Source organism: Ruegeria sp. HKCCD6157 (genome assembly GCF_013110685.1).
Classification (GTDB): domain Bacteria; phylum Pseudomonadota; class Alphaproteobacteria; order Rhodobacterales; family Rhodobacteraceae; genus Ruegeria.
Genome location: NZ_WVRB01000009.1, coordinates 56759 through 78013 on the forward strand (window position 1 = coordinate 56759; position 21255 = coordinate 78013).

Annotated in this window: 20 protein-coding genes; 14 read left to right on the top strand and 6 right to left on the bottom strand. The window is 58.4% G+C overall.

Translation table 11 applies throughout. The features are described 5' to 3' along the window. Window positions 1-213: 213 nt before the first annotated feature. Together GS612_RS19125 and GS612_RS19130 are read right to left on the bottom strand one after the other, a co-directional pair. A complete protein-coding gene (locus GS612_RS19125) occupies window positions 214-462 on the bottom strand; it encodes a hypothetical protein (RefSeq protein ID WP_171642450.1) in 249 nt (82 codons plus the stop codon). Next, window positions 463-2133 (bottom strand): TniQ family protein, encoded by a 1671-nt coding sequence (locus tag GS612_RS19130; RefSeq protein ID WP_171642451.1) that lies wholly within the window; start codon window positions 2131-2133, stop codon window positions 463-465. It lies immediately after the preceding gene. A gap of 77 nt (window positions 2134-2210) precedes the next feature. Here GS612_RS19130 and GS612_RS19135 point away from each other — a divergent pair, with 77 nt between their 5' ends. From GS612_RS19135 to GS612_RS19190, 12 genes are all read left to right on the top strand, one after another. Continuing rightward, entirely contained in the window at window positions 2211-2771 is a 561-nt protein-coding gene (locus GS612_RS19135; protein ID WP_171642452.1) for a transposase, read from the top strand. A 651-nt stretch (window positions 2772-3422) separates the two neighbouring features. Further along, complete coding sequence (locus GS612_RS19140) at window positions 3423-3905, top strand: hypothetical protein (protein WP_171642453.1); 483 nt, start codon at window positions 3423-3425, stop codon at window positions 3903-3905. A gap of 574 nt (window positions 3906-4479) precedes the next feature. After that, on the top strand, window positions 4480-5493 hold the full coding sequence (gene iolG, locus GS612_RS19145) for an inositol 2-dehydrogenase (RefSeq protein WP_171642454.1): 1014 nt from the start codon (window positions 4480-4482) through the stop codon (window positions 5491-5493). 124 nt (window positions 5494-5617) lie between these two features. Next, complete coding sequence (locus GS612_RS19150; protein ID WP_152459133.1) at window positions 5618-6538, top strand: sugar ABC transporter substrate-binding protein; 921 nt, start codon at window positions 5618-5620, stop codon at window positions 6536-6538. A gap of 69 nt (window positions 6539-6607) precedes the next feature. Beyond that, entirely contained in the window at window positions 6608-7714 is a 1107-nt protein-coding gene (locus tag GS612_RS19155) for an ABC transporter permease (RefSeq protein ID WP_152459132.1), read from the top strand. 1 nt (window position 7715) lies between these two features. After that, the gene (locus GS612_RS19160) at window positions 7716-8537 is read left to right on the top strand and encodes an ATP-binding cassette domain-containing protein (protein ID WP_152459131.1); all 822 of its coding nucleotides are present in this window, start codon (window positions 7716-7718) and stop codon (window positions 8535-8537) included. A 152-nt stretch (window positions 8538-8689) separates the two neighbouring features. After that, window positions 8690-10522: a 3D-(3,5/4)-trihydroxycyclohexane-1,2-dione acylhydrolase (decyclizing) gene (gene iolD, locus GS612_RS19165; RefSeq protein WP_171642455.1), complete on the top strand. Its 1833-nt coding sequence runs from the start codon at window positions 8690-8692 to the stop codon at window positions 10520-10522. Further along, window positions 10519-11418 carry a myo-inosose-2 dehydratase gene (gene iolE / locus GS612_RS19170; RefSeq protein WP_171642456.1) on the top strand — a complete coding sequence of 300 codons (900 nt, stop codon included), beginning with the start codon at window positions 10519-10521 and terminating at the stop codon, window positions 11416-11418. The genes iolD and iolE overlap by 4 nt, the downstream gene beginning before the upstream one ends. Window positions 11419-11467: 49 nt before the next feature. Further along, on the top strand, window positions 11468-12649 hold the full coding sequence (locus GS612_RS19175; protein WP_171642458.1) for a phytanoyl-CoA dioxygenase family protein: 1182 nt from the start codon (window positions 11468-11470) through the stop codon (window positions 12647-12649). A 48-nt stretch (window positions 12650-12697) separates the two neighbouring features. Then, window positions 12698-13504, top strand: a complete 807-nt coding sequence (gene iolB / locus GS612_RS19180) for a 5-deoxy-glucuronate isomerase (protein WP_171642460.1) — start codon at window positions 12698-12700, stop codon at window positions 13502-13504. Further along, entirely contained in the window at window positions 13501-14259 is a 759-nt protein-coding gene (locus GS612_RS19185) for an SDR family NAD(P)-dependent oxidoreductase (protein WP_171642462.1), read from the top strand. Before iolB ends, GS612_RS19185 begins: the two co-directional genes overlap by 4 nt. Window positions 14260-14285: 26 nt before the next feature. Next, window positions 14286-15065 carry a TIM barrel protein gene (locus tag GS612_RS19190; RefSeq protein WP_171642464.1) on the top strand — a complete coding sequence of 260 codons (780 nt, stop codon included), beginning with the start codon at window positions 14286-14288 and terminating at the stop codon, window positions 15063-15065. Between the two features lie 3 nt (window positions 15066-15068). Here GS612_RS19190 and GS612_RS19195 read toward each other — a convergent pair whose 3' ends face one another. Genes GS612_RS19195 through iolC form a run of 3 tightly spaced genes read right to left on the bottom strand, consistent with a single transcriptional unit; the run spans window position 15069 to window position 17719 of the window. Next, the gene (locus GS612_RS19195; RefSeq protein WP_171232958.1) at window positions 15069-15908 is read right to left on the bottom strand and encodes a class II fructose-bisphosphate aldolase; all 840 of its coding nucleotides are present in this window, start codon (window positions 15906-15908) and stop codon (window positions 15069-15071) included. Then, complete coding sequence (locus GS612_RS19200; RefSeq protein WP_171118976.1) at window positions 15905-16741, bottom strand: 5-deoxy-glucuronate isomerase; 837 nt, start codon at window positions 16739-16741, stop codon at window positions 15905-15907. Before GS612_RS19200 ends, GS612_RS19195 begins: the two co-directional genes overlap by 4 nt. 9 nt (window positions 16742-16750) lie before the next feature. Next, complete coding sequence (gene iolC / locus GS612_RS19205) at window positions 16751-17719, bottom strand: 5-dehydro-2-deoxygluconokinase (RefSeq protein WP_171642492.1); 969 nt, start codon at window positions 17717-17719, stop codon at window positions 16751-16753. A 122-nt stretch (window positions 17720-17841) separates the two neighbouring features. Here iolC and GS612_RS19210 point away from each other — a divergent pair, with 122 nt between their 5' ends. Together GS612_RS19210 and GS612_RS19215 are read left to right on the top strand one after the other, a co-directional pair. After that, the gene (locus tag GS612_RS19210) at window positions 17842-18945 is read left to right on the top strand and encodes a Gfo/Idh/MocA family protein (RefSeq protein WP_171642466.1); all 1104 of its coding nucleotides are present in this window, start codon (window positions 17842-17844) and stop codon (window positions 18943-18945) included. Between the two features lie 38 nt (window positions 18946-18983). Further along, the gene (locus GS612_RS19215) at window positions 18984-20117 is read left to right on the top strand and encodes a Gfo/Idh/MocA family protein (protein ID WP_171642469.1); all 1134 of its coding nucleotides are present in this window, start codon (window positions 18984-18986) and stop codon (window positions 20115-20117) included. On the opposite strand, the gene GS612_RS19220 is transcribed toward GS612_RS19215, so the two are convergent. Continuing rightward, a complete protein-coding gene (locus tag GS612_RS19220) occupies window positions 20118-21116 on the bottom strand; it encodes a substrate-binding domain-containing protein (RefSeq protein WP_171642471.1) in 999 nt (332 codons plus the stop codon). Window positions 21117-21255 lie beyond the last annotated feature (139 nt).

Here is a 21255-nt window from a genome sequence, read left to right on the forward strand (position 1 = left end):
CAACGTCTTTGCCAGGTCCTGGATGTCAGCGAACGAGGTTTTCGGGCCTATCGCAGCCGCCCGGCCAGTTAAAGGCAGCGAGAATCACAGGTTCTTGGGCCGCGCAGCGAGCGGCGATTGTTTCGCCTGCACCCGTCCGTCCAATCAGTGCAAATCGGCCTGAGCCCTGGAACGCGCCGCCAGAGTGTGATCGGGACACCGAATTCGTTTCCTTCATTCGTTGGGAAAGGACTTGTTTGCCCAGCCCAAACTTTTGCAGTCGGCCACCGGCTTCTCAAAAAAACGCTCCACGTCGGCGCGCAAGAACAGATGCCCGAAGGTTTCGCCGTCAGAAGTGAATGGCTCAACACCCCCGGCCTGTAACTGCGCCACCAGCGTTCTCCAGAAACCATTGTATTCATCAGCCAGGGTTTTTTGCGTGAAGAATCGTTGGTGAAATGCGGCGATATCATCTTCGGTCACTTAGAAACGCTTGGTTCCATTGCGGGAGATCGTTTCATGGCTCGCCGGGGTATGCCCCGCATGCACCAGCCTCTGAAAGGCTTGACCTTCTCTCATTCCCACGGAACGCCCGAACGCCGCGGCGGTGGAGACGACCTCCGTCGGAAGCTTGGAGTGAGCTTCGGTCTGCGCCCCGCTATCCACCGCGAACTGGTCTATCTCAACCTTGGACACGCATAGCGCCCTGTATCCATCAAGACCATGCCATCGAGCGACCCGCAGGCGTCCATCCCGAATTGCGTGGACTATGCGGCCAACGCCCAATCCGGTCCTCGCGTTCGCCTGTTGTACTAACTCCCACTGGTCCTGGTCTTCGACGACACCAATCACCAATGCGTTCAGTTCCCTCATTAGATCGGTACCATCTTGCAGTCGCCAAGGCGATTTTACTTTCGGTATATTTGTTCTGGGAACTAGAACCCGGTCCTCAACCAGTGACCTGAACTGAGACTTGGTCGCCCCCATCGCGTTTCTTATTTCGTCAGAACCAACGAGCGTTGGGATCTCGGCGAGCAAGGACGCATGCTGAAGCGCGTCGAATGTCTTGCGCGCCGCCGGCCTTCCGTCTGCCTTGTCGTAAGCCCCTGCCTCAACGAGGAACTGATCCAAAAGAGGTTCGCCCACACCCGTTTCCTTTGCTGCTGAGGTTAGCGAATGCAGGCGCCGATCAGGAAGAGTGCGGCCCAGGATCTCCTGATCGGCTGCGACTGGCCAGATCAGGATGATCCGTTCCCACAGGATTCGTCTGAAGTCATCAAACGCATCCTCATTGAGGTGAGCGCGTGCAAGGCCTCCAAAAAGCGCGCCAAAAGCCTTGTTGGGCAAATCACCCGCGAGTGGGGCAAGAGCCGCAAGTTTGTCCAATGCGTTGTCGATTGCATCCCTGCCGCCCGTTGCAATTTCAAACCCGACTTTCTGTGCAGCTCTCAGACGGGCGGCAACATGAACGTCTGGATACTCAGGAAGCCGCAATAGTTCCGAACCAAGAAGCCGGCAGAAGGTCGTAGCAGCGTAGAGAGTTTGTCCCGCCAACCAAGTGTCATCACGTCCACTTTCAAGTCGCTGATCAAGCCATAGATCGTATGCACTGGGAGATGATCGCCCTTGTTCAAGATTGCCTTTGAGCAGGTCCTCCAGGATTTCCGAAAGCCGGGTGCTGATATCAAAGCGTTCTGTCGGTGTTTGGCGCCTCCAAAGTGGGATCAGCGCATGTTGGTGTCGAACGCAGGTCGATACTTCGCGAAACTGCCAATCCCCCCTTATTGCCATAGCTTCCAGGGGTCTGCTCGGATTTGCATTTGCGTCATCTCGAAGGCAAACTGGGCAGCCTCGGACCAAGGGATTCTTGAGCGCGCGGGATACGAATTTTTCGTCGCGGAAGATCATCCTTACATCGCCGGACTTCTCGCCCGTCCAGCTGACAAGCGCAGCAAGCGCGTGATCGTCCAACGCGGCTATTTCAGCGATGATATGCAAGGCCTCAGGGTCCAAGTTGAGGAGCTTCTTCATGGAAAAACCCATGTCGACGCAGAAGTTCTTCAAATCGACACGGTTCATCGCCGCCATTCGAGATACATACGAAGGCAGGGTTTCTCGGTGAACTGGCGCCGGTTTTAACGAGAGCTGTCGCATTGAATGGGCTTTGTTCTTTTTTGCAGGGCATGTAAAGACTCAACTATTTGGCATGCGATGGCATCTGCGAACAATCAATGAGTAAACCAATTTCGTCCGACGACCGTGATCGTATTCGCTGGTGCCAGTTCCATTTTGCGTTGCCGCCCGAGGGCGTAGCGACGCGGTTCCCTACGAATGACGCCGCAGTGAGTCGAGTTTTGGAGGTCAGATGGCCGTCGGGCGTGATGTGTTTGCGATGTGGATCGGCGGCCATCTTGCATTTTGAGGCGCGAAAAAAATTTCACTGCCAAAAGTGCAGGCTCCAGTTCTCTGCGAAAACCGGAACTATCCTTCATGGAAGCAACCTGCCGATCCGCAAGTGGCTATTGGCGGCTGAGTACATCATCACCTGTCACGCGCGAGGCCGAGCTGCAGATTTGCTCACATCGCATCAGCTGAAAGATCGCATCGGGTTGTCTTACAAGGTCGCTCATGCGCGCCGCAAGGATCTGATGAACGATCTCACGGCGACCACGCCTGGACTGATATTCAACTGCATTTGCGTCGAGCCGGTCCGACTGACACCAGATTTGGTGCCGTGGTCACACGAGCACCTGATGTGGTGCCGCCAGCAAATGAAGAAGAAGCCGGTATAGACGGCTGCTTCTCAAAAGGGACATTTTCTTCTCAGAAAAATTCGCCAGGCGGTATAAAGGTGAAATTTTTCCTCCTAGTTGAATTTTAGAAGGAGGAACAAAAACCTCAGAACCATGAAGGAGAACTGACCGAGGGCGGGTTTTTAGCCGCTCTTTGAAACCTGAGCGAAAAGAGTTGCCCCCGAGAAATTCGCAGTAAGCAATTGTTATTGCGATATATTTTTTCTGGACTCGATTTGGACGGAGTGTTTACGTTCGTCTCACACAGAAGATCGCCCCTGAATTCCAGAGGTGAAACCGAAAGGATATGAATGGAGACAAGAGAGAAATGAGAAAATGGGCTGATCGCTGGCACGCTCAAACCCCTGCGACTGGAAAACCAGCCTAGTCTGCTTATCGACGGTATCTGAAGTACCTGCTTTAGACAACGGCTTTCCGGCTTCTTACGTGGATGGTTGCGCTTTCCGTGGCGTCTTTCAGGGAAAGCGGGCGCCGCACGCTCTTTCGATATGTGCAGGTTTCCGGACCCCCCAAAAAAACCGGCCTACCCCCCTCACAAAAGACAGAAGCGCATTTCCCGTTGAAATGCGAACGGAGAATTTATGTCAAACGATCGCCACGAAGCAGATCACGTCGAACTTTCGGAATTTGATGCAGGACGATGATTGGCCAGTTAGCTTGATCGTCACCGGAACCATGGAGGCAAAGGCCATTATCAATGACAACGACACGTTTTTGAGGCGGCTTGAGCCAATCGAAGTTCTGCCCATGGAGTTCAGCGAAGAAGGAGTTGCTCTGAAGACAGCGGGCAAGGAGTTGCTGAAGAAGGCTGGAGTACTCGATGATGGTCTGTTGGATGAGGATGAGTTCATTCGGATTCTGATGCACGCATCCGCACAGCGGTTTGGCATTGCCATCGAAATCTTGATTTCTGCGATCAGCAGCGCCGGGATGTCGAAGCCAAAAACCATTTCCTTCGAACACTTTGCGAAAAGCTATTACGAAAGGATGAACTGCGATGATGCACTTAATCCCTTCCTCAGTCGTGATTGGCGAAGCATTGATACGACGATTGCGATGGACAGGCACATCAAAGAATCAAGGCAGACCCGCAGGAAACCTCGGCAGAGATAACCCGCCAGGATCAAAGATATTCAAGCCGCTCAGAGATGAGCGGCTTTTTTCTTGAGAAAATCGAAGAAAACGAACGGTTTGGGAATGTCGTAAGACGGAATTTAGATGTCGCGGAGACGAAACAGAGAATGTCGCACCCAAAATATTATCTTGGTATAACAATGAAGTGTTATTTTTTAGGAACGGACTTTCGATGTCGAACGTCAATTTCGATGAACACGTCAGGCCGAAATGCGGGCTGTTTCTTCGCGGTTGTTGGGTGAGGTATGAAGGGCTGGACGAGGGGGTCATGCCAGCCCTTCTAAGGGGTCACAGAGTGGTAGTGTGTGTTCCTTAACCAAACATTAACCTGATTCACCATGTTCCGAAATTGGGGGATTCCCGTAGGACGGCCAATGCGCGGATTTCAGCGTGTGAGTTGCAGCTGGCGGAGCGGGATCCGGGGTCATAACGCGAATTCTTCAGGATGATTTGGGGCCTGAGCCGTAAAAGCGCCAAGGTTGTGAAAAAAATATTGCAACCGGTTGCAAATAGAATCATTGTTGCGCGCAACAACAAGATTCGGGAGATCTGTATGTTGAACGTCGGATTGTTGGGTGCCGGGCGCATCGGGCGTGTTCATGCGCAGGCGATTGCATCGCATCCGGGCAGCAAACTCATTGCTGTTTCCGATGCCTTGCCCGAGGCCGCGGCCAGCCTTGCCAGCGATCATGGGGCCAAGGCGCGCAGTTCCGAAGAGATCATTGCGGATCCGGAAATCGGCGCGGTTCTGATTGCAACTCCAACAGATACGCATTCTGACCTGATTGAAGCAGCCACAGGTGCAGGAAAAGCCGTTCTGTGTGAAAAGCCCGTTGATTTGGACCTGAAGCGCGCCACGGAATGTCTGAATACGGTCTCGGAACGCGGCAAGCCGGTCATGATAGGGTTCAATCGGCGATTTGATCCCAATTTTGCGACCCTGAAGGCGGGGTTGGATGCGGGTGAGATCGGCAAGGCAGAGCTCTTGTCGATCACATCGTTTGACCCGGCGCCACCACCGGTCAGCTACGTAAAGGTGTCTGGCGGCTTGTTTCGGGACATGATGATCCATGATTTTGACATGGCGAACTTCCTGATGGGGGACGTTCCCGAAACAATCTCGGCGGTTGGGTCTTCGCTTGTGGATGCTGAAATCGGCGCCGCGGGGGATGTGGATACAGCGGCAGTTACAATGACTTACGCGGATGGCCGCATCGCGGTCATCAAGAATTCGCGGCGCGCGGCCTATGGCTATGACCAGCGGGTCGAACTGCTGGGCTCCGAGGGGTTGCTACAGGCTCAGAACATGCTGGAAAACACTGTCGTCAAGTCAACGGCGGACGGTGTCGTGGGTGCCAAGCCGACCTATTTCTTCCTGGAACGCTACATGCCTGCATACCGCGTGGAATGGGCCGCATTTGTCGACGCTGTTGAAAGTGGGTCCGAAGTTCCGGTCACGCTGAGGGACGGTGTTGCAGCGCTGGCGATGGCCGAGGCCGCAACCCTGTCGGCGCGGGCAGGAAAACCGGTTCGGATGGAAGAAATTTTGAAACCGGTTGCAAAATGATCGAAATACTTCAAACTAACGGCAGCTCGGCCCAGCGCCGCAGCCACTGAGATTCGGCACAGCCGGATGATCGGGGCTGGTACCCCGACAGAAGATCAGACTGAACCATTGGGAGGAAACTGAAATGAAGAAATTCGTTAAAGGCGCGCTTGCTGCGGGGGCACTGGCCTTGGCCACACCTGCATTTGCGCAGGAAATCGTGGTCGTGTCGCATGGCCAGGCCAATGACGCATTCTGGAACGTCGTGAAGAACGGCGTTGAGCAGGCCGGAAAAGATGTCGGTGTCAACGTGGAATATCGTGCACCTGAGACCTTTGACATGGTTGCCATGTCGCAGCTGATCGACGCAGCCGTGAACCAGGAGCCTGACGGGCTGATCGTCTCGATCCCGGATGCCGATGCGCTTGGCCCCTCGATCGAACGTGCGGTTGCCGCCGGTATCCCGGTGATCTCGATCAACTCGGGTGCGGAAGTGGCCAAGGAACTGGGCGCTCTGCTGCATGTGGGTCAGGACGAATATGATGCGGGCAAGGCGGCTGGTGAAGAGCTGGCCTCGATGGGTGGAACGAATGCGATCTGTGTCAACCACGAGGTTGGCAACGTATCACTTGATCTGCGCTGTGAAGGCTTCACCGAAGGGTTCGGCGGTAAAGTAACCGTTCTGCCGACCTCGAACGATCCGTCCGAGATCGAGTCCAAAGTTGCCGCCGCGCTGGCCGCTGACGAAAGCGTCGATACCGTTATGGCTCTGGGCGCAAGCTCGGCCGGCGAGCCTTCGGTCGCCGCGGCCAAAGCCTCGGGGCGGGATTTGAATGTTGCCTCGTTCGACCTGTCGGCCAACTTCCTCCAGTCAATCGTGGATGGTGACGCGGCCTTTGCCATCGACCAGCAGCAGTACCTTCAGGGCTACCTGTCGGTGAACTTCATGGGTCTGCACGCCAAATACGGCCTGATGCCGGGCGGTGACGTGCCTTCGGGTCCAAACCTGATCACTCAGGACAAGGCCGCACAGGTCATCGAACTGTCCGCGCAAGGTATCCGCTGATTTCGGCGCGGCTCGACAGACAACAGGATCGGCGCCAACGCGCCGGTCTCACCGAATTGGGAGGAAACCATGAGTGAATCAGCGCCCGTCCTGTCGGACGAAAGGGTCAAGAAAGAACCATTCCTGACCAAACTGATGAAAAGACCCGAGCTGGGCGCCATTGCAGGTGCGGTTCTGGTATTCGTGTTCTTTGCGATCACCGCAGATGAATCGATGTTCACTCTGGCCGGTGTCATGAACTTCATGACCCCCGCGGCACAGTTGGGTATCCTGGCGATCGGTGCGGCACTGCTGATGATTGGTGGAGAGTTCGACCTGTCGATCGGATCGATGGTCGCGTTCTCGGGGCTGTTTTTCGGCGTCTGCGTCGTGACCTGGCAATTGCCGCTGATCTTTGCAATCCCAATGACATTCGTATTTGCGGCCTGTGTCGGTGCGATTAACGGCAATATCGTGATCCGTTCTGGCCTGCCTTCGTTCATTGTAACGCTGGCGTTTCTGTTCATCCTTCGTGGCCTGTCACTGGTGGGTCTGAAAATGGCGACAGGCGGTTCGACCCAGCTGCGCGGCGTGCGCGACGCGGTCGAAAACGACTGGCTGGCCCCCTTCTTTTCGGGCGAAGCATTCGGCAGCCTGTTCGCATGGCTGGCCGCCAACGGCATGATCGATACATTCAAAAGCGGTGCGCCCAAGGTCCCGGGTATTCCGGTCGAAATCCTCTGGTTCATCGTCATTACACTGGCGGCGACCTACGTGCTTCTGCGTACCCCGGTGGGGAACTGGATTTTCGCCTCGGGTGGTGACAGCACGGCTGCATCCAATTCGGGTGTACCGGTGAACCGCGTCAAGGTTTCACTGTTCATGCTGACGGCGTGCTGTGCCGCCCTTGTGGCGATCATTACCGTCATGGACGCAGGCTCGACCGATGCGCGGAGGGGGTTCCAGAAAGAATTCGAGGCGATCATCGCCGCGGTGATCGGCGGCTGCCTGCTGACCGGCGGATACGGCTCGGCCATCGGGGCTTTCTTCGGCTCGATCATCTTTGGAATGGTCGTCATCGGACTGACCTATACCGACTTTGATCAGGATTGGTTCCAGGTCTTCCTGGGTGCCATGCTGTTGATTGCCGTTCTGTTCAACAACGCGATCCGCAAGCGCGTAACCGGGGAGCGCTGATATGACCGAAGACACCAAGTTCCACCATGGCGATGCCGTCGATGATCAGGCGCCCATCGTTCAGATGAAAGACATCGAAAAGCACTTTGGCAATATCATCGCGCTTGCTGGCGTCAGCTTTGACGTCAAGCCCGGGGAATGCCATTGCCTGCTGGGCGACAACGGCGCGGGTAAGTCCACCTTCATCAAGACCATGTCCGGGGTGCACAAACCCACCAAGGGCGAGATTTTGTTCGAAGGTCAGCCGCTGCATTTCGACACGCCGCGCGATGCGATGGAAGCGGGCATCGCGACCGTGTTTCAGGATCTTGCGATGATCCCACTGATGAGCGTGACGCGTAATTTCTTCATGGGGCGCGAACCCACCAAGGGCAAAGGGTTGCTCAAGCGGTTCGATGTGGATCATGCAAACGAAGTCTGCATGGAAGAAATGCGCAAGATGGGCATCAATCTGCGCGCACCGGATCAGGCGGTTGGGACATTGTCCGGCGGCGAACGTCAGACGGTGGCCATCGCGCGGGCGGTGTATTTCGGCGCCAAGATCCTGATCCTCGACGAACCGACCTCGGCGCTTGGTGTGCGTCAGACGTCGAATGTTCTTGCCACGATCGACCGGGTGCGCAGCCAGGGTGTCGGCGTGGTTTTCATTAGCCACAACGTGCGCCATGCGCTGGCGGTGGGTGATCGTTTTACCGTATTGAACCGTGGCAAAACTCTGGGCACTGCCAAACGCGGTGAAATCACACCCGAAGAGTTGCAGGACCTGATGGCCGGCGGTCAGGAAATGGCCGAGCTTGAGGGATCGCTGGGCGGTACTGTCTAAAGCAAAACACTCGGATGCCCCCAAGGGGGCATCCATCGGGCGGTGGCACCTGACGCCACTCTGATTTCAGGCTCTGGCAAAAGGCCTGACACCTTCGCAAATGAGAAAACCCGCGGACCGCCGATGGCGGCTCCGAGTTGAAAGGGATCATGATGAGCAAAACAGTCCGATTGACCGCGGCGCAGGCTCTGGTGCGCTATCTCGGGGCGCAGATGAACGAGGCCGGAGAGCCGTTCATCGCAGGTGTGTGGGCGATCTTCGGCCATGGCAACGTGGCAGGTCTGGGCGAGGCGCTGCATGGGGTGAAAGACAGTCTTCCCACCTATCGCGGTCACAACGAACAGACCATGGCACACAGCGCGATTGCTTATGCCAAGCAGTTGGGTCGGCGGCGCGCCATGGCGGTGACGTCATCGATCGGACCGGGGGCCACCAACATGGTCACGGCCGCTGCTCTGGCCCACGTGAACCGTCTGCCTGTTTTGTTGCTGCCTGGCGATGTATTTGCGACGCGTGGCCCCGATCCGGTTTTGCAGCAACCCGAAGTGTTCTCGGATGGAACCATCAGTGCGAATGATTGTTTCAGACCGGTCAGCCGGTATTTCGACCGCATCACCCGCCCGGAACATCTGCTGACGGCTCTGCCGCGCGCCTTCCGCACGATGACGGACCCGGCGGATTGCGGCCCGGCGACGCTGGCCTTTTGTCAGGATGTGCAGGCCGAAGCATATGACTATCCCGAAAGCTTCTTTGAGGCGCGCGTCTGGTATCAGCGCCGCATTCGCCCGGATGAGGGGGAACTGGCGCGCGCCGTTGCCGCGATCAAGGCCGCCAAGCGCCCCGTTATCGTTGCTGGCGGAGGTGTGCATTATTCGGACGCAACCGCCACGTTGCAGCGTTTTGCCGAGGCACACAATGTCCCCGTGGCCGAGACACAGGCCGGCAAGTCCGCATTGCCCTGGGATCACCCGCTCAACCTTGGTCCCGTTGGTGTGACCGGGGGCGAACCCGCCAATGACATCTGCGCAAAGGCGGATCTTGTGCTGGGCGTCGGCACTCGTTTTCAGGATTTCACTACCGGGTCATGGGGTTTGTTCGCGAACCCCGAGCGAGAGTTGATCAGCCTGAACACCGCCGCCTACGACGCCGAAAAGCACGGAGCGATGCCGTTGCAGGCCGACGCTCGGGTTGGTCTGAGCGAACTCAGCGAAGCGCTGGGCGGCCATCGCGCGCCGGATCTGCCCGCGACATTGAAATCTGATTGGTTCGGCAAAGTTGATGCGCTGACGGATGCCCCCACCGACAGCAATGCACTGCCCACAGATATGCAGGTGATCGGTGCCGTGCAGCGGGCCGCCAAGGAAAACACTGTTGCGATGTGCGCTGCCGGCACGATGCCGGGTGAGCTGCACAAGCTTTGGAAGGCACCACGCCCCGGTGCCTATCACATGGAATATGGTTTCAGCTGCATGGGGTACGAGATCGCTGGTGCCATGGGCATCAAGATGGCCCAGCCCGACCGCGACGTGATCTGCTTTACCGGTGATGGCACTTATATGATGGCCAACTCGGAAATGGCGACGGCGGCGATGATGGGGATTTCGTTCACCGTTGTCGTCACGGACAACCGCGGGTTTGGTTGCATCAACCGTCTGCAAATGGGGACAGGCGGGGCCGAGTTCAACAACCTTCTCGACCACACTGTGCACGAGACAAAATCAGCCATCGATTTTGCCGCCCATGCGGCAGCGATGGGGGCGACTTCGGTCAAGGTCAGTTCGATTGCCGAGCTCGAAGACGCGCTGGCCAAACGCGATGAGGTCAAAGGCCCCTATGTCGTGGTGATCGACACCGATCCCTATCCATCGACCGAATATGGCGGAACCTGGTGGGAAGTGGCGGTGCCCGAGGTCAGCACCCGCCCCGAAGTGAATGAAAAACGCGCGGCCTATGAAGCCGCCATCAAGGAAAGAAACACGAAATGAGCGTGAAGATCGGCATCTCTCCGATTGCCTGGCAGAATGACGACCTGCCGGACCTGACCGCAGCGTACACGATGGAGCAGGCGCTGAAAGAAGCGCGCGAGATCGGCTATACAGGTGTCGAACGCGGCCAGAGGATGCCCGCCGACACCGAAGGGTTGCGGGCCTATCTGGACGCAAATGACATCACGCTGTGCGGGGGGTGGTGCTCGGGCAGCACGCTGGTCAACGAGCTGCACGCCGAGATCGCCGTCGTGCGCGAACAGGTCGAACAATTCGTTGCGCTGAACAGCCCGTGCATCGTTTATGCCGAATGTTCCAATACCGTTCAGGGACAGATCGGAACGCCTGTCAATGATCGCCCCAAACTGTCGCGGGACGAGATTCTGGCCTATGCGGGCAAACTGACCGAACTTGCCAAGTGGATGGTGGATCAGGGCATGCCCATGGCCTATCACCATCACATGGGCACGATCATCGAAAGCGAAGATGAGGTGAACTGGCTGATGGAGGGGTCAGGCCCCGAATTGAGCCTGTGTTTCGATACGGGCCATCTGCTGTTTGGTGGCGGCGATGTGATGGCCACGCTGAACCGTTGGGGCGATCGGGTGCATCACGTGCATTTCAAGGATATCCGCCCTGAAATCGTACAGGACACGCGTGAGAACAATCGCAGTTTTCTGGATGCGGTGATCGCGGGCGCGTTCACCGTGCCGGGTGACGGTTGCATCGACTTTCAGGCCGTGGCCGATGCACTGAAAGCAATGGATTACAACGGCTGGATCGTGGTCGAGGCAGAGCAGGACCCGGTTAAGGCGCCGCCCTATGAGTACTCGAAAATGGGCTATGACCACATCGTCGAGGTCTGCGGCAAGGCCGGGCTGAAGATCACCTCATAGATCACCACCAAAACGGGGCAACACCGAAGCCATCAGAGAGGAGCACGTCATGGTACAACAGGACCTTGGATATGTCGGCTATTTCGACCGGGAATCCTGTGATCTGGATGAATTCAAGGTGTTGACCTCTCAGACTCTTTCCGCCGAGACGGTGCCTTTTGCCGCCTCGGTCGAAAAGAACGTGCCCGTCTATGATATGCAGGCACTGAGCCCCGGTTTGGAACGGCCTGATACGCGCAGGACCTTGCTGGCGGAATGGGGCCGGGTGCTGGGCAAATCCGCCGGTGTGATCGCCCTGAAAGGGGCGTATCCCGACACGTCGATCATTGATCGGGCGACGGATGTGTTTCGTGAAATCATCGAAGAAGAACGCCAGGGTGGCGCCGGTGAGGGCGATCATTTTGCCGCCTCGGGCGCGAATGACCGGGTGTGGAACGCGCTGCAAAAGCAATGCCTGCGCGACCCCGAGGGCTTTGTGCTCTATTTCGGGAACACGGCGATTGCGGCGGCATGTGAAGCATGGCTTGGCCCGAACTATCAGGTGACCGCTCAGATCAATCAGGTGCGTCCCGGTGGCAAGGCGCAACAGGCGCATCGGGATTATCACCTTGGGTTTCAAAGCGCCGAAAGCGCGGCCAGGTATCCCGCACAGGCTCATCTGGTGACGGCCTCGCTGACCCTGCAAGGGGCGGTTGCGCATTGTGACATGCCGGTGGAAAGCGGGCCGACCAAGTTGTTGCCGTTCTCGCAGCTCTACCCGCCGGGCTATCTGGCGTTCCACGATGAAGCACACCGGGCGCATTTCGAAGACAGCTGTATCCAGTTGCCATTGGAAAAGGGGGACGCGGTGTTCTTCAATCCGGCGCTGTTCCATGCGGCGGGCGCGAACAGCAGCGCCGACATCAATCGCATGGCAAACCTGCTGCAAATCTCATCCGCCTTCGGGCGCGCGATGGAGTCGGTGGATCGGCGGGCGATGTCCGAGGCGGTATTCCCATCTTTGATTGCTCTGAAACAACGGGGCGATCTGACGGTAGCAGAACTGGACGCGGTCATAGCGGCCACGGCAGAGGGCTATCCCTTCCCGACCAATCTGGACACGGACCCCCCGGTCGGGGGCAATGCACCGGAAAGCCAGGCGGATATTCTGCGTCGCGCGGTTGCAGAAGGATGGACCCAGGCGCGGCTGGCCCAGTCCCTGTCGGCCCGGAACCAAAGGCAAGCTGCCTGAATTCAACACAGGCGGGCACTCGGGGGCCGCCCAAGAAGGAGAACAAGAATGGCAGACCTGCTGAAGAAACCGATCGGAACCCACGGCAAGGTACATGACATCACTCCGTCAAGCGCTGGATGGAATTATGTGGGCTTTGGGCTTTATCATCTAAAGGCCGGGGATCGCGCAAACGAAGTGACCGCGGATCGCGAAGTCATTCTGGTGATGGTCGAAGGCAAGGCGCGGATCACCGGGGCCAGGCAGGATTGGGGCGTTCTGGGTGACCGGATGAGTGTATTCGAAAAAACACCGCCGCATTGCCTGTATCTGCCCAACGGAACCGAGTGGGAGGCCGTGGCGGAAACCGACTGCGTTGTGGCCATCTGTTCGGCGCCGGGTAAGGGCGGTCATACGGCGCGTCGGATTGGACCTGATGGCATAACCCTGACCGAACGCGGCAAAGGGGTAAATACGCGATACATCAACAATATCGCCATGGAGAATGAGGACTACGCAGACAGCCTGCTGGTGACCGAGGTGTTCACGCCGAACGGCCACTGGTCCTCCTATCCCAGCCACCGCCACGACGAGGATGACTATCCCCGCATCACCTATCTGGAAGAGACCTACTACCACCGCCTGAACCCGTCGAACGGGTTTGGGATCCAGCGGGTTTACACCGATGACGGCCAGTTGGATGAGACGATGGCGGTATCCGATGGCGACGTTGTCACTGTCCCGCGTGGCCATCACCCTTGCGGTGCGCCCTATGGGTTCGAGATGTACTATCTGAACGTTATGGCCGGACCGCTGCGGAAATGGCGGTTCGTGCCGGCCCCCGAGGTCGAATGGATCATGGAGCGTGACGGATGAGCCATACTTTCGCCAATTACCCAAGCCTTGCAGGTAAGACGGTTTTCATCACCGGAGGCGCCGGCGGAATTGGCGCGGAAACCGTTCGGGCTTTTGCCGAACAGGGGGCAAAGGTTGGGTTTTTGGACCTCAACGCCGATGCCGGGTTTGCTTTGCTTTCCGAGCTGGACGGAGAGCATGCATTCGCCCAATGCGATCTGCGCAACATTGACGAGATGAACGCCGCAATAGGGCAATTGGTGGAAGAGCTGGGCGACGCGGATGTGCTGGTAAACAACGCGGCCCGGGATGACCGGCACGACTGGCGTGACGTCACGCCCGACTATTGGGATGAGCGCATGGCGACCAATATCCGCCACATGTTCTTTGCCATTCAGTCGGTGGCACCCGGAATGATCGCCAAGGGTGCAGGTTCGATCATCAATATCGGGTCGAATTCGTGGTGGGAGGCCGGGGCGGGTTTCCCTGCCTATGCCACCGCCAAATCCGCTGTGCATGGACTGACCCGCACCATGGCGCGCGAGCTGGGCGATCATCGTATCCGCGTCAACACGGTCGTGCCCGGCTGGATCATGACCCAGCGCCAGAAAGACCTGTGGGTCACCCCCGAGGCTCTGGCCAAGCAAGTGGATCGTCAGTGTCTGCCCGACCCGATTGACCCGGTCTATGTGGCGCGGATGGTGCTGTTTCTGGCCTCGGACGATGCAGCCATGTGCAGTGCCGGGAACTTCATGGTCGAAGGCGGGTCGATCTGAGCCCACACATTCCGAAAGGTGGTTCGATGACTCAACCGTTCGAACTGGCAGCTTGCGCCGAGATGCTGTGGCTGGACAGGCCGATGATTTGGCGTGTCGCCCGGCTGGCCGAGATGGGGTTCGGCGTCGGGCTGTGGAACTGGCCGGAGCTCGATATTCCCAGGCTGGTCGCAACCGGTGCCAGTTTCACCATCATGAACGGCTATCTTCAGGGGCGGCTGGCCGACGATGACGGGGCCGAGATACTGCTGGCCTCGGCGGCCGAAACAATTCAGGTCGGCAAGCGTCTGGGCGTTGCGCGTCTGAATCTGCACGGCACCGGGTTGGGTGATGGTGGCATACCGATCTGGCAACATGACGAGGTCACAGGGCCGATGTGGCTCAAGGCCAGGGACACCCTGAACCAGATCTGTGATCTGGCCCAGGCCGAAGATGTGGTGTTCACGCTTGAAAACCTGAACCTGCTGGACCATCCCGGCTGTCCGTTCGGGTCAACGGCGGACGTGCTCGCCTTGGTTTCGTCGGTTGATCGTCCGCAGTTGCGGATCAATCTCGACCTCTACCATACCCAGATCGGCGAGGGGGATCTGATCCGCTGGTGTGAAAAATGCCTGCCCTGGATCGGAGAGGTGCAGGTGGCCGACAATCCCGGTCGGTGCGAGCCCGGAACCGGCGAGATCAACTATGCCGCCGTGGCGCGTGCGCTGAACGATCTGGGTTATCGTGGCCCTGTCGGGATGGAAGCCTTCGCCGCAGGCGACCCGGAAGACGCGCTAAACGCCTTCCGGTCGGCATTCACGCTCTGAGCGTCACCGCTGCGGTGGCGCACCAAAGGCGCGGATCACGGTGCGGGCGGCAGCCATGACCGGATCGTGGGTTTCCTTCAGGATCGTCACCCGGTCGAACCGGTCGGGGTCGCGGTTCACGGCCTCGCGCAGCGCGGTGCCGAAGGCCATGCGTAACTCGGTCCCGATGTTGAATTTGCAGATCGCGGTTTCACGCGCCAGCCGCGCGCGCTGTTCGACCGGCACACCCGATCCGCCATGGATCACCAGTGGAACCTCTGTCATGGAGTCGATCTGGCGTATGCGGTTTTCGTCCAGACCACCTTCCTTGTTCTGCTGAAGGTGGACGTTTCCGACCGAGATTGCCATCGCGTCGACGCCGCTGTCGCGGGCAAACTTCGCGGCTTCCTCGGGATCCGTGCCGTTTGAGCCTTCACCGCCGGAATACCCGACGAAGCCGATCTCGCCCTCGCACGAGATCCCGGCGGAATGGGCCATTTCGGCAATCGCGGCGGTTTCATCGATGTTCTGCTGCAAGGGCTTGCGCGACCCGTCGAACATCAGCGAGGTGAACCCGCTGTCCAGCGCGATCTTGCAATCCTCGAAGGTATAGCCGTGATCCAGATGCGCCACCACGGGCACCGAGGCGTTTTCGGCCAGATACCGGAACATCTTGCCCAGGATCGGCAGCGGGGTGTGCTCGCGGCAGCTGGGTCCGGCTTGCAGGATCACCGGGGCGTTCTCGGCCTCGGCGGCGGCGACATAGGCGCGCATGTCCTCCCAGCCCAGCGTCACCAGGCCGCCGACGGCATAGCCCTGTTCGTAGGCGGGTTGCAGGACGTCTTTGAGCGTAGCGAGGGTCATTTGAATTTGGCGATCATGTCTTTGATGCCCGGGATCGTTTCGATCTGATAGGCATGGGTGGGTTGGAAATACTGCACCAGCGACCGCTGGGTCAGCCCGCCGAGGATGGTGAAGTAATACATCTCGTATCCCGGCAGCACGCAGCAGGGGTGATAGCCCTTGTCGATGCAGATCGTGGAGCCATCGACGATGTGATAGGCATCGCCCGGTTCGTTGTCCTCGCGCTGCAGCATCTGTAGACCCGAGCCCCAGTTGGGTTTGAAGCGGAAATTGTAGGTTTCGTCATGCCGGGTCTCGTCCGGTAGGCGGTTGGTGTCGTGCTTGTGGCTGGGAAAGCCCGACCAGCCGCCTTGACCCACGGTGAACAACTCGCTGACCAGCAGGCGGCCGACCTTGTCATGCTGCTTCTGGCCCAGGATATGCTTGATCTTGCGATGGGTCTTGGTGTCGTCGCTGCCATATTGCACCAGGTCATGCTCGCGCACGTCGAACGGATCCAGCACCTTGTCATACTTTGCGCCTGCCACGAACACCTCGGCCGTCTCTGACACGCAGACCATCTGCGCCCGTGCCCCCGACGGGACATAGGCGCCCTCGGGCTCGCCATCCCAAACATCCTCGCCCCGGTTGCCCAGATGGGCAAAGCGCACGCCCTCGACGTCCACGTCGACGCTGCCGGTGGCGGGCACGATGCAGGTTTCGTAACCCGGGACCTTGTATTCGAAGGCCTCGCCCTTTTTCAGTTTGACGATGTTGAAATAGTTCAGCGGAACCGTCGGATCATCGGCGTCTACGATGGGTTTGTTCTGATTGTCATAGGGCGCGATATGCATGGTAATCTCCTATGTGGTCGGGCCGGGATGCGAAGCGAGAAACGCGTCCAGTTCTGATGTCGTTGGCATGGCGGGTGCGCAACCGGGATGCGACACCACGATCGACGCGCAGGCCGAACCGCGCATGACGGCGTCTTTCAGATCGTGCCCCGCCGCGATCGAGGCCAGCAGCCCGGCCATGAAACTGTCGCCGGCCCCGTTGGGTTTGACGGCCGTAACCGGGTAAATACCGGTTCGCAGCTCTTGCCCGTCCACAAAAGTGACAGCACCTTTTTCGCCCATCTTGTAGATGACGATCCGACCCGGCTTTTTGGCAAGTTCCTGCGCTTTGGCAAAACCCTTTTCGATGCCGCCGGCCATGAATCCGAACTCTTCGTCGTTGCCGACGATCAGGTTGCTGGCTTCGCCAGCCCGCGACAGAACTTCGGCAGCCACCTCGGCCGAGGGCCAGCTGTATGGGCGGTAATCGATGTCGAAGATGATCGGCAGCCCTGCGCTTCGGGCGTTCTCGAAGGCCCGGAATGTGGCGCTGCGCGACGGTTCGGACGCAAAGACCGTTCCAGCCGAGATGATTGCCGAAAAAGATGAATAATCGACCCTGTCCATATCCTCTTTGGTGACTTGGAAATCAACGGCCCCGTTGCGATAGATCACATTCTGAAAGTCGTCGATCCGGCTTTCGTACACGGCCAGAGACATGCGGTATTCGCCGCCCAGAACGCGGATATAGGATGTGTCCACACCGTAATGCCGCAACCGGTTCAGACAGAACCGCCCAATCGCATCGTCCGAGACGGACGTAATCAGCGACGCCTCGCTGCCCAACTTGACCAGCCCGGCACAAATATTGGCAGAAGAACCACCAAGGTCGGCATGAAACGTGCTGGCATCCTCGCTTTTGACGCCAATTGGGTCAGCGAACAGGTCCATGCCTGCGCGACCCAGAACGGCGAAGCGGTTTCCTTTGATACCATCCATCAAAGCGCTCAAGTTTTGTCCTCCGGCAGAATAGGTCGGCAAGTTTGGACCTTGCGTTGAATCGATTCACACGATACTGATTTTGCAACCGGTTGCAAATGATATGTTCGGAGCCGTTGCAGATGCCTGAAATCGGAATTGGAATCGTCGGCGGCGGCTATATGGGCAAGGCCCATTCCGTGGCTATGTCAGCGGTCGGCGCGGTGTTCAACACGGCATTGCGACCCCGGCTCGAGGTCATTTGTGCGTCCAGCCCTGAAAGCGCCGAACGTTACAGGACAGCCTACGGATTTGACAAAGCGACCGATGATTGGCGGGCATTGGTTGAGGATCCCAGGGTCGAGGCAATTGTCATCGCCTCTCCTCAATCGACACATCGCCAGATTGCCGAAGCGGCGTTTGAATTGGGTAAACCGGTCTTGTGTGAAAAACCACTGGGCGCATCCCTTGACGACAGTCTGGCCATGGTTGCTGCTGCCGAAGCGTCTGGCGCGGTCAACATGGTGGGGTTCAACTATGTTCGTACACCTGCGACCCAATACGCCCGCCAACTTATTGCCAATGGTGAAATCGGGGATATCACCTGGTTCCGGGGGGAGCACACCGAGGATTTCTATGCCGACCCGCACGCTCCTGCCTCCTGGCGTACGACGGGTATGGCCAATGGCACCATCGGAGATCTGGCACCGCATATGGTCAACGGTGCATTGGCGCTGGTTGGTCCGATCGCGCAAGTGATGGCGGATGTTGAAACGGTTCACAAAACCCGACCGGGTGGTGAGGTGACAAATGACGACCATGCCCAGATGATGTGCCGATTTGAAAATGGCGTTATGGGCAACCTGTATTTCAGTCGCGTCGCGACGGGGCGAAAAATGGGCTATGCTTATGAAATATCGGGAACAAAGGGCGCCATCCGGTTCGATCAGGAGGACCAGAACGCGCTGTGGCTGTATAAGCGGGAAGGGCCCGAAGCGTCCCGTGGGTTCACAAAAATCCTGACCGGCCCGGCGCATCCGGATTACGAGCCCTTCTGCCAGGGTCCGGGCCACGGAACGGGCTATCAGGACCAGATCATTATCGAGGCCAAAGATTTTCTTCAGGCCATCTACACCGGAAAAGCCGCTTGGCCCACCTTTCGCGATGGGCATGAGGTCAACCGGGTGCTTGCCGCCGCCTTGGCATCGTCCGAGCAACGGCAATGGAAAGACATCCGCGATTTCTGATCGCTCAAACAAAAAAGTTCTAATGAGAGACGACGACCATGGCTAAGTTGAGATGGGGCATGATCGGTGGTGGTGAAGGCAGCCAGATTGGCCCCGCGCACCGCTTGGGGGCACAGGCTGACGGGCTGTTTGAATTTGCCGCTGGCGCGCTGGATCACCGGCCCGAAGCGGGCCGGGAATACGCGCAGCGATTGGGCGTTGCCGCCGATCGCGCCTATGGCGACTGGCAAGAGATGCTGGCGAGTGAGAAGGACCGTGAAGACCGGATCGATCTGGTGACAATCGCCACGCCGAATTCGACACATTTCGAGATCGCCAAGGCCTATCTTGAAGCGGGCTTCAATGTCTTGTGTGAAAAACCGATGACAATGACTGTGGAAGAGGGTGAGGAAATAGTCCGCGTCGCCGAAGCATCGGGAAAGATCTGCGCGGTGAACTACTGCTATTCCGCCTATCCGATGGTGCGGCAGGCCCGCGCTATGGTGCGCTCGGGCGAGATCGGACGGGTGCGTCTTGTGGTGACCAATTTCAGCCACGGCCATCATGGGGATGCCACCGATGCGGACAATCCGCGCGTGCGCTGGCGCTATGACCCTGCGATGGCAGGGGTTTCCGGGCAGTTCGCCGATTGCGGTATCCACGCCCTGCATATGGCCAGCTTTATCTGTGATGACGAGGTGAAGACGCTTTCGGCTGATATGGCCTCAACGATCGCAAGCCGGGAACTGGAAGACGATGCAATGATCAACTTCCGTATGGAAGGCGGCACAGTCGGGCGTCTTTGGACATCTTCCGTGGCGATCGGGCGCCAGCATGGCTTTGACATACAGGTCTTTGGCGAAACCGGCGGGTTGCGCTGGGCGTCAGAGCAACCCAACCAGTTGATCTACACCCCGGTAGGAGGGCGCACCCAGATCATCGAAAAGGGCGAGGGGGGGCTGCATGATGAAGTGCAACGCCTGTCTCGGGTCGCCATCGCGCACCCCGAAGGCTTCCCGCTGGCCGTTGCCAATATCTATTGCGATCTGGCGGATGCGATCCGCGGTGAAAGCCGGGATGGCCTGCCCAACGCAGCGGATGGCGTGCGATCGATCGCAGCGGTGCACGCGGCTGTTGCGTCGGGCAAAGCAGATGGTGCCTGGCAGGACGCCCGCCCGCCGATGTTCCGCTGATTAGGGGCGTGGCCGCAACGTGCCCCGCTCGACCACCCGACAGGGGAAAATCCGTGCCTCGGGGTAGCGATCGGGCGTCTTCAGCATCTCTTCGACCAGATCGACCGACGAGGTGATGATCTGCTTGATCGGCTGATGGATGGTCGTCAGGTTGATATATTCCCAGCGCGACATTTCCATATCGTTCAGGCCGATGATCCCGATATCGGTGCCCGGTTTCAGCCCGTGATCCGCCAGCGCCGACAGCGCTCCGATCGACAGGATGTCGTCGCCGCAGAAATAGGCCTGCGCTGGATCACCCGCCAGCAGGCGCAGCATCTCGGCCCGGCCGGCCTCGAAGGAATAAGCCCCGGCGAAGGAGTGGTTGACGGGAATCTGCGGGTGGTTGGCCATTTCTTCGATAAAGCCCCGCTGCCGGTCCAGGGACGAGGTCGCATCCTGCGGCCCGCCCAGATAGCCCACGCTGGCATAACCCCGCGCGACCAGCTCGCGCGCGGCCATGCGCCCGCATTCCACATTGTCGATCCCGACCACATGCACCTCGGGCGAGGTGGCAGACCGGCCGAACGTGTGCACCACCGGTACGCCCGCATCGTGGAACGCCTTGGCAAAGCTAGGCCGCAAGGTCGACGAGGCGACGATCACCGCATCCACCGAGTATTGCCGCAGCATGCGTACGGAATTGGCGGGCTCGGTCTCATCCGTCAGGTTCACGATCAGCGGGCGCAGGCCGCGTTCCTGCAAGGCGCGTGTAAACTGATCGAAGACTTCCAGAAAGATCGGGTTGTGAAAGTTGTTCGAAATCAACCCGATCAGTTTGGTGCGCCCGGTCGTCAGAGACGAAGCCAGAGCATTGGGGCTGTAGCCCAGCTCACGGGCCGCCTTTTCAACCTTGCTGCGCGTTTTTGCGGAAACCGAGGCACCTTCGGTAAAGGTGCGCGAAACGGCGGACCGTGAAACGCCAGCCAAGGCGGCCACGTCTTTCAGGGTCACACTCACGCTGCGGGACTCCGATAACAGCGAGGCAGGAAAGCAGGTAAGTTTGGCATTGCCCGAGCATTATGCATCATCGACCTGAACTTGCAACCGGTTGCAACCCTGCCACGATGATTCAGCCGTGTTTGAATGTCGAAACTTT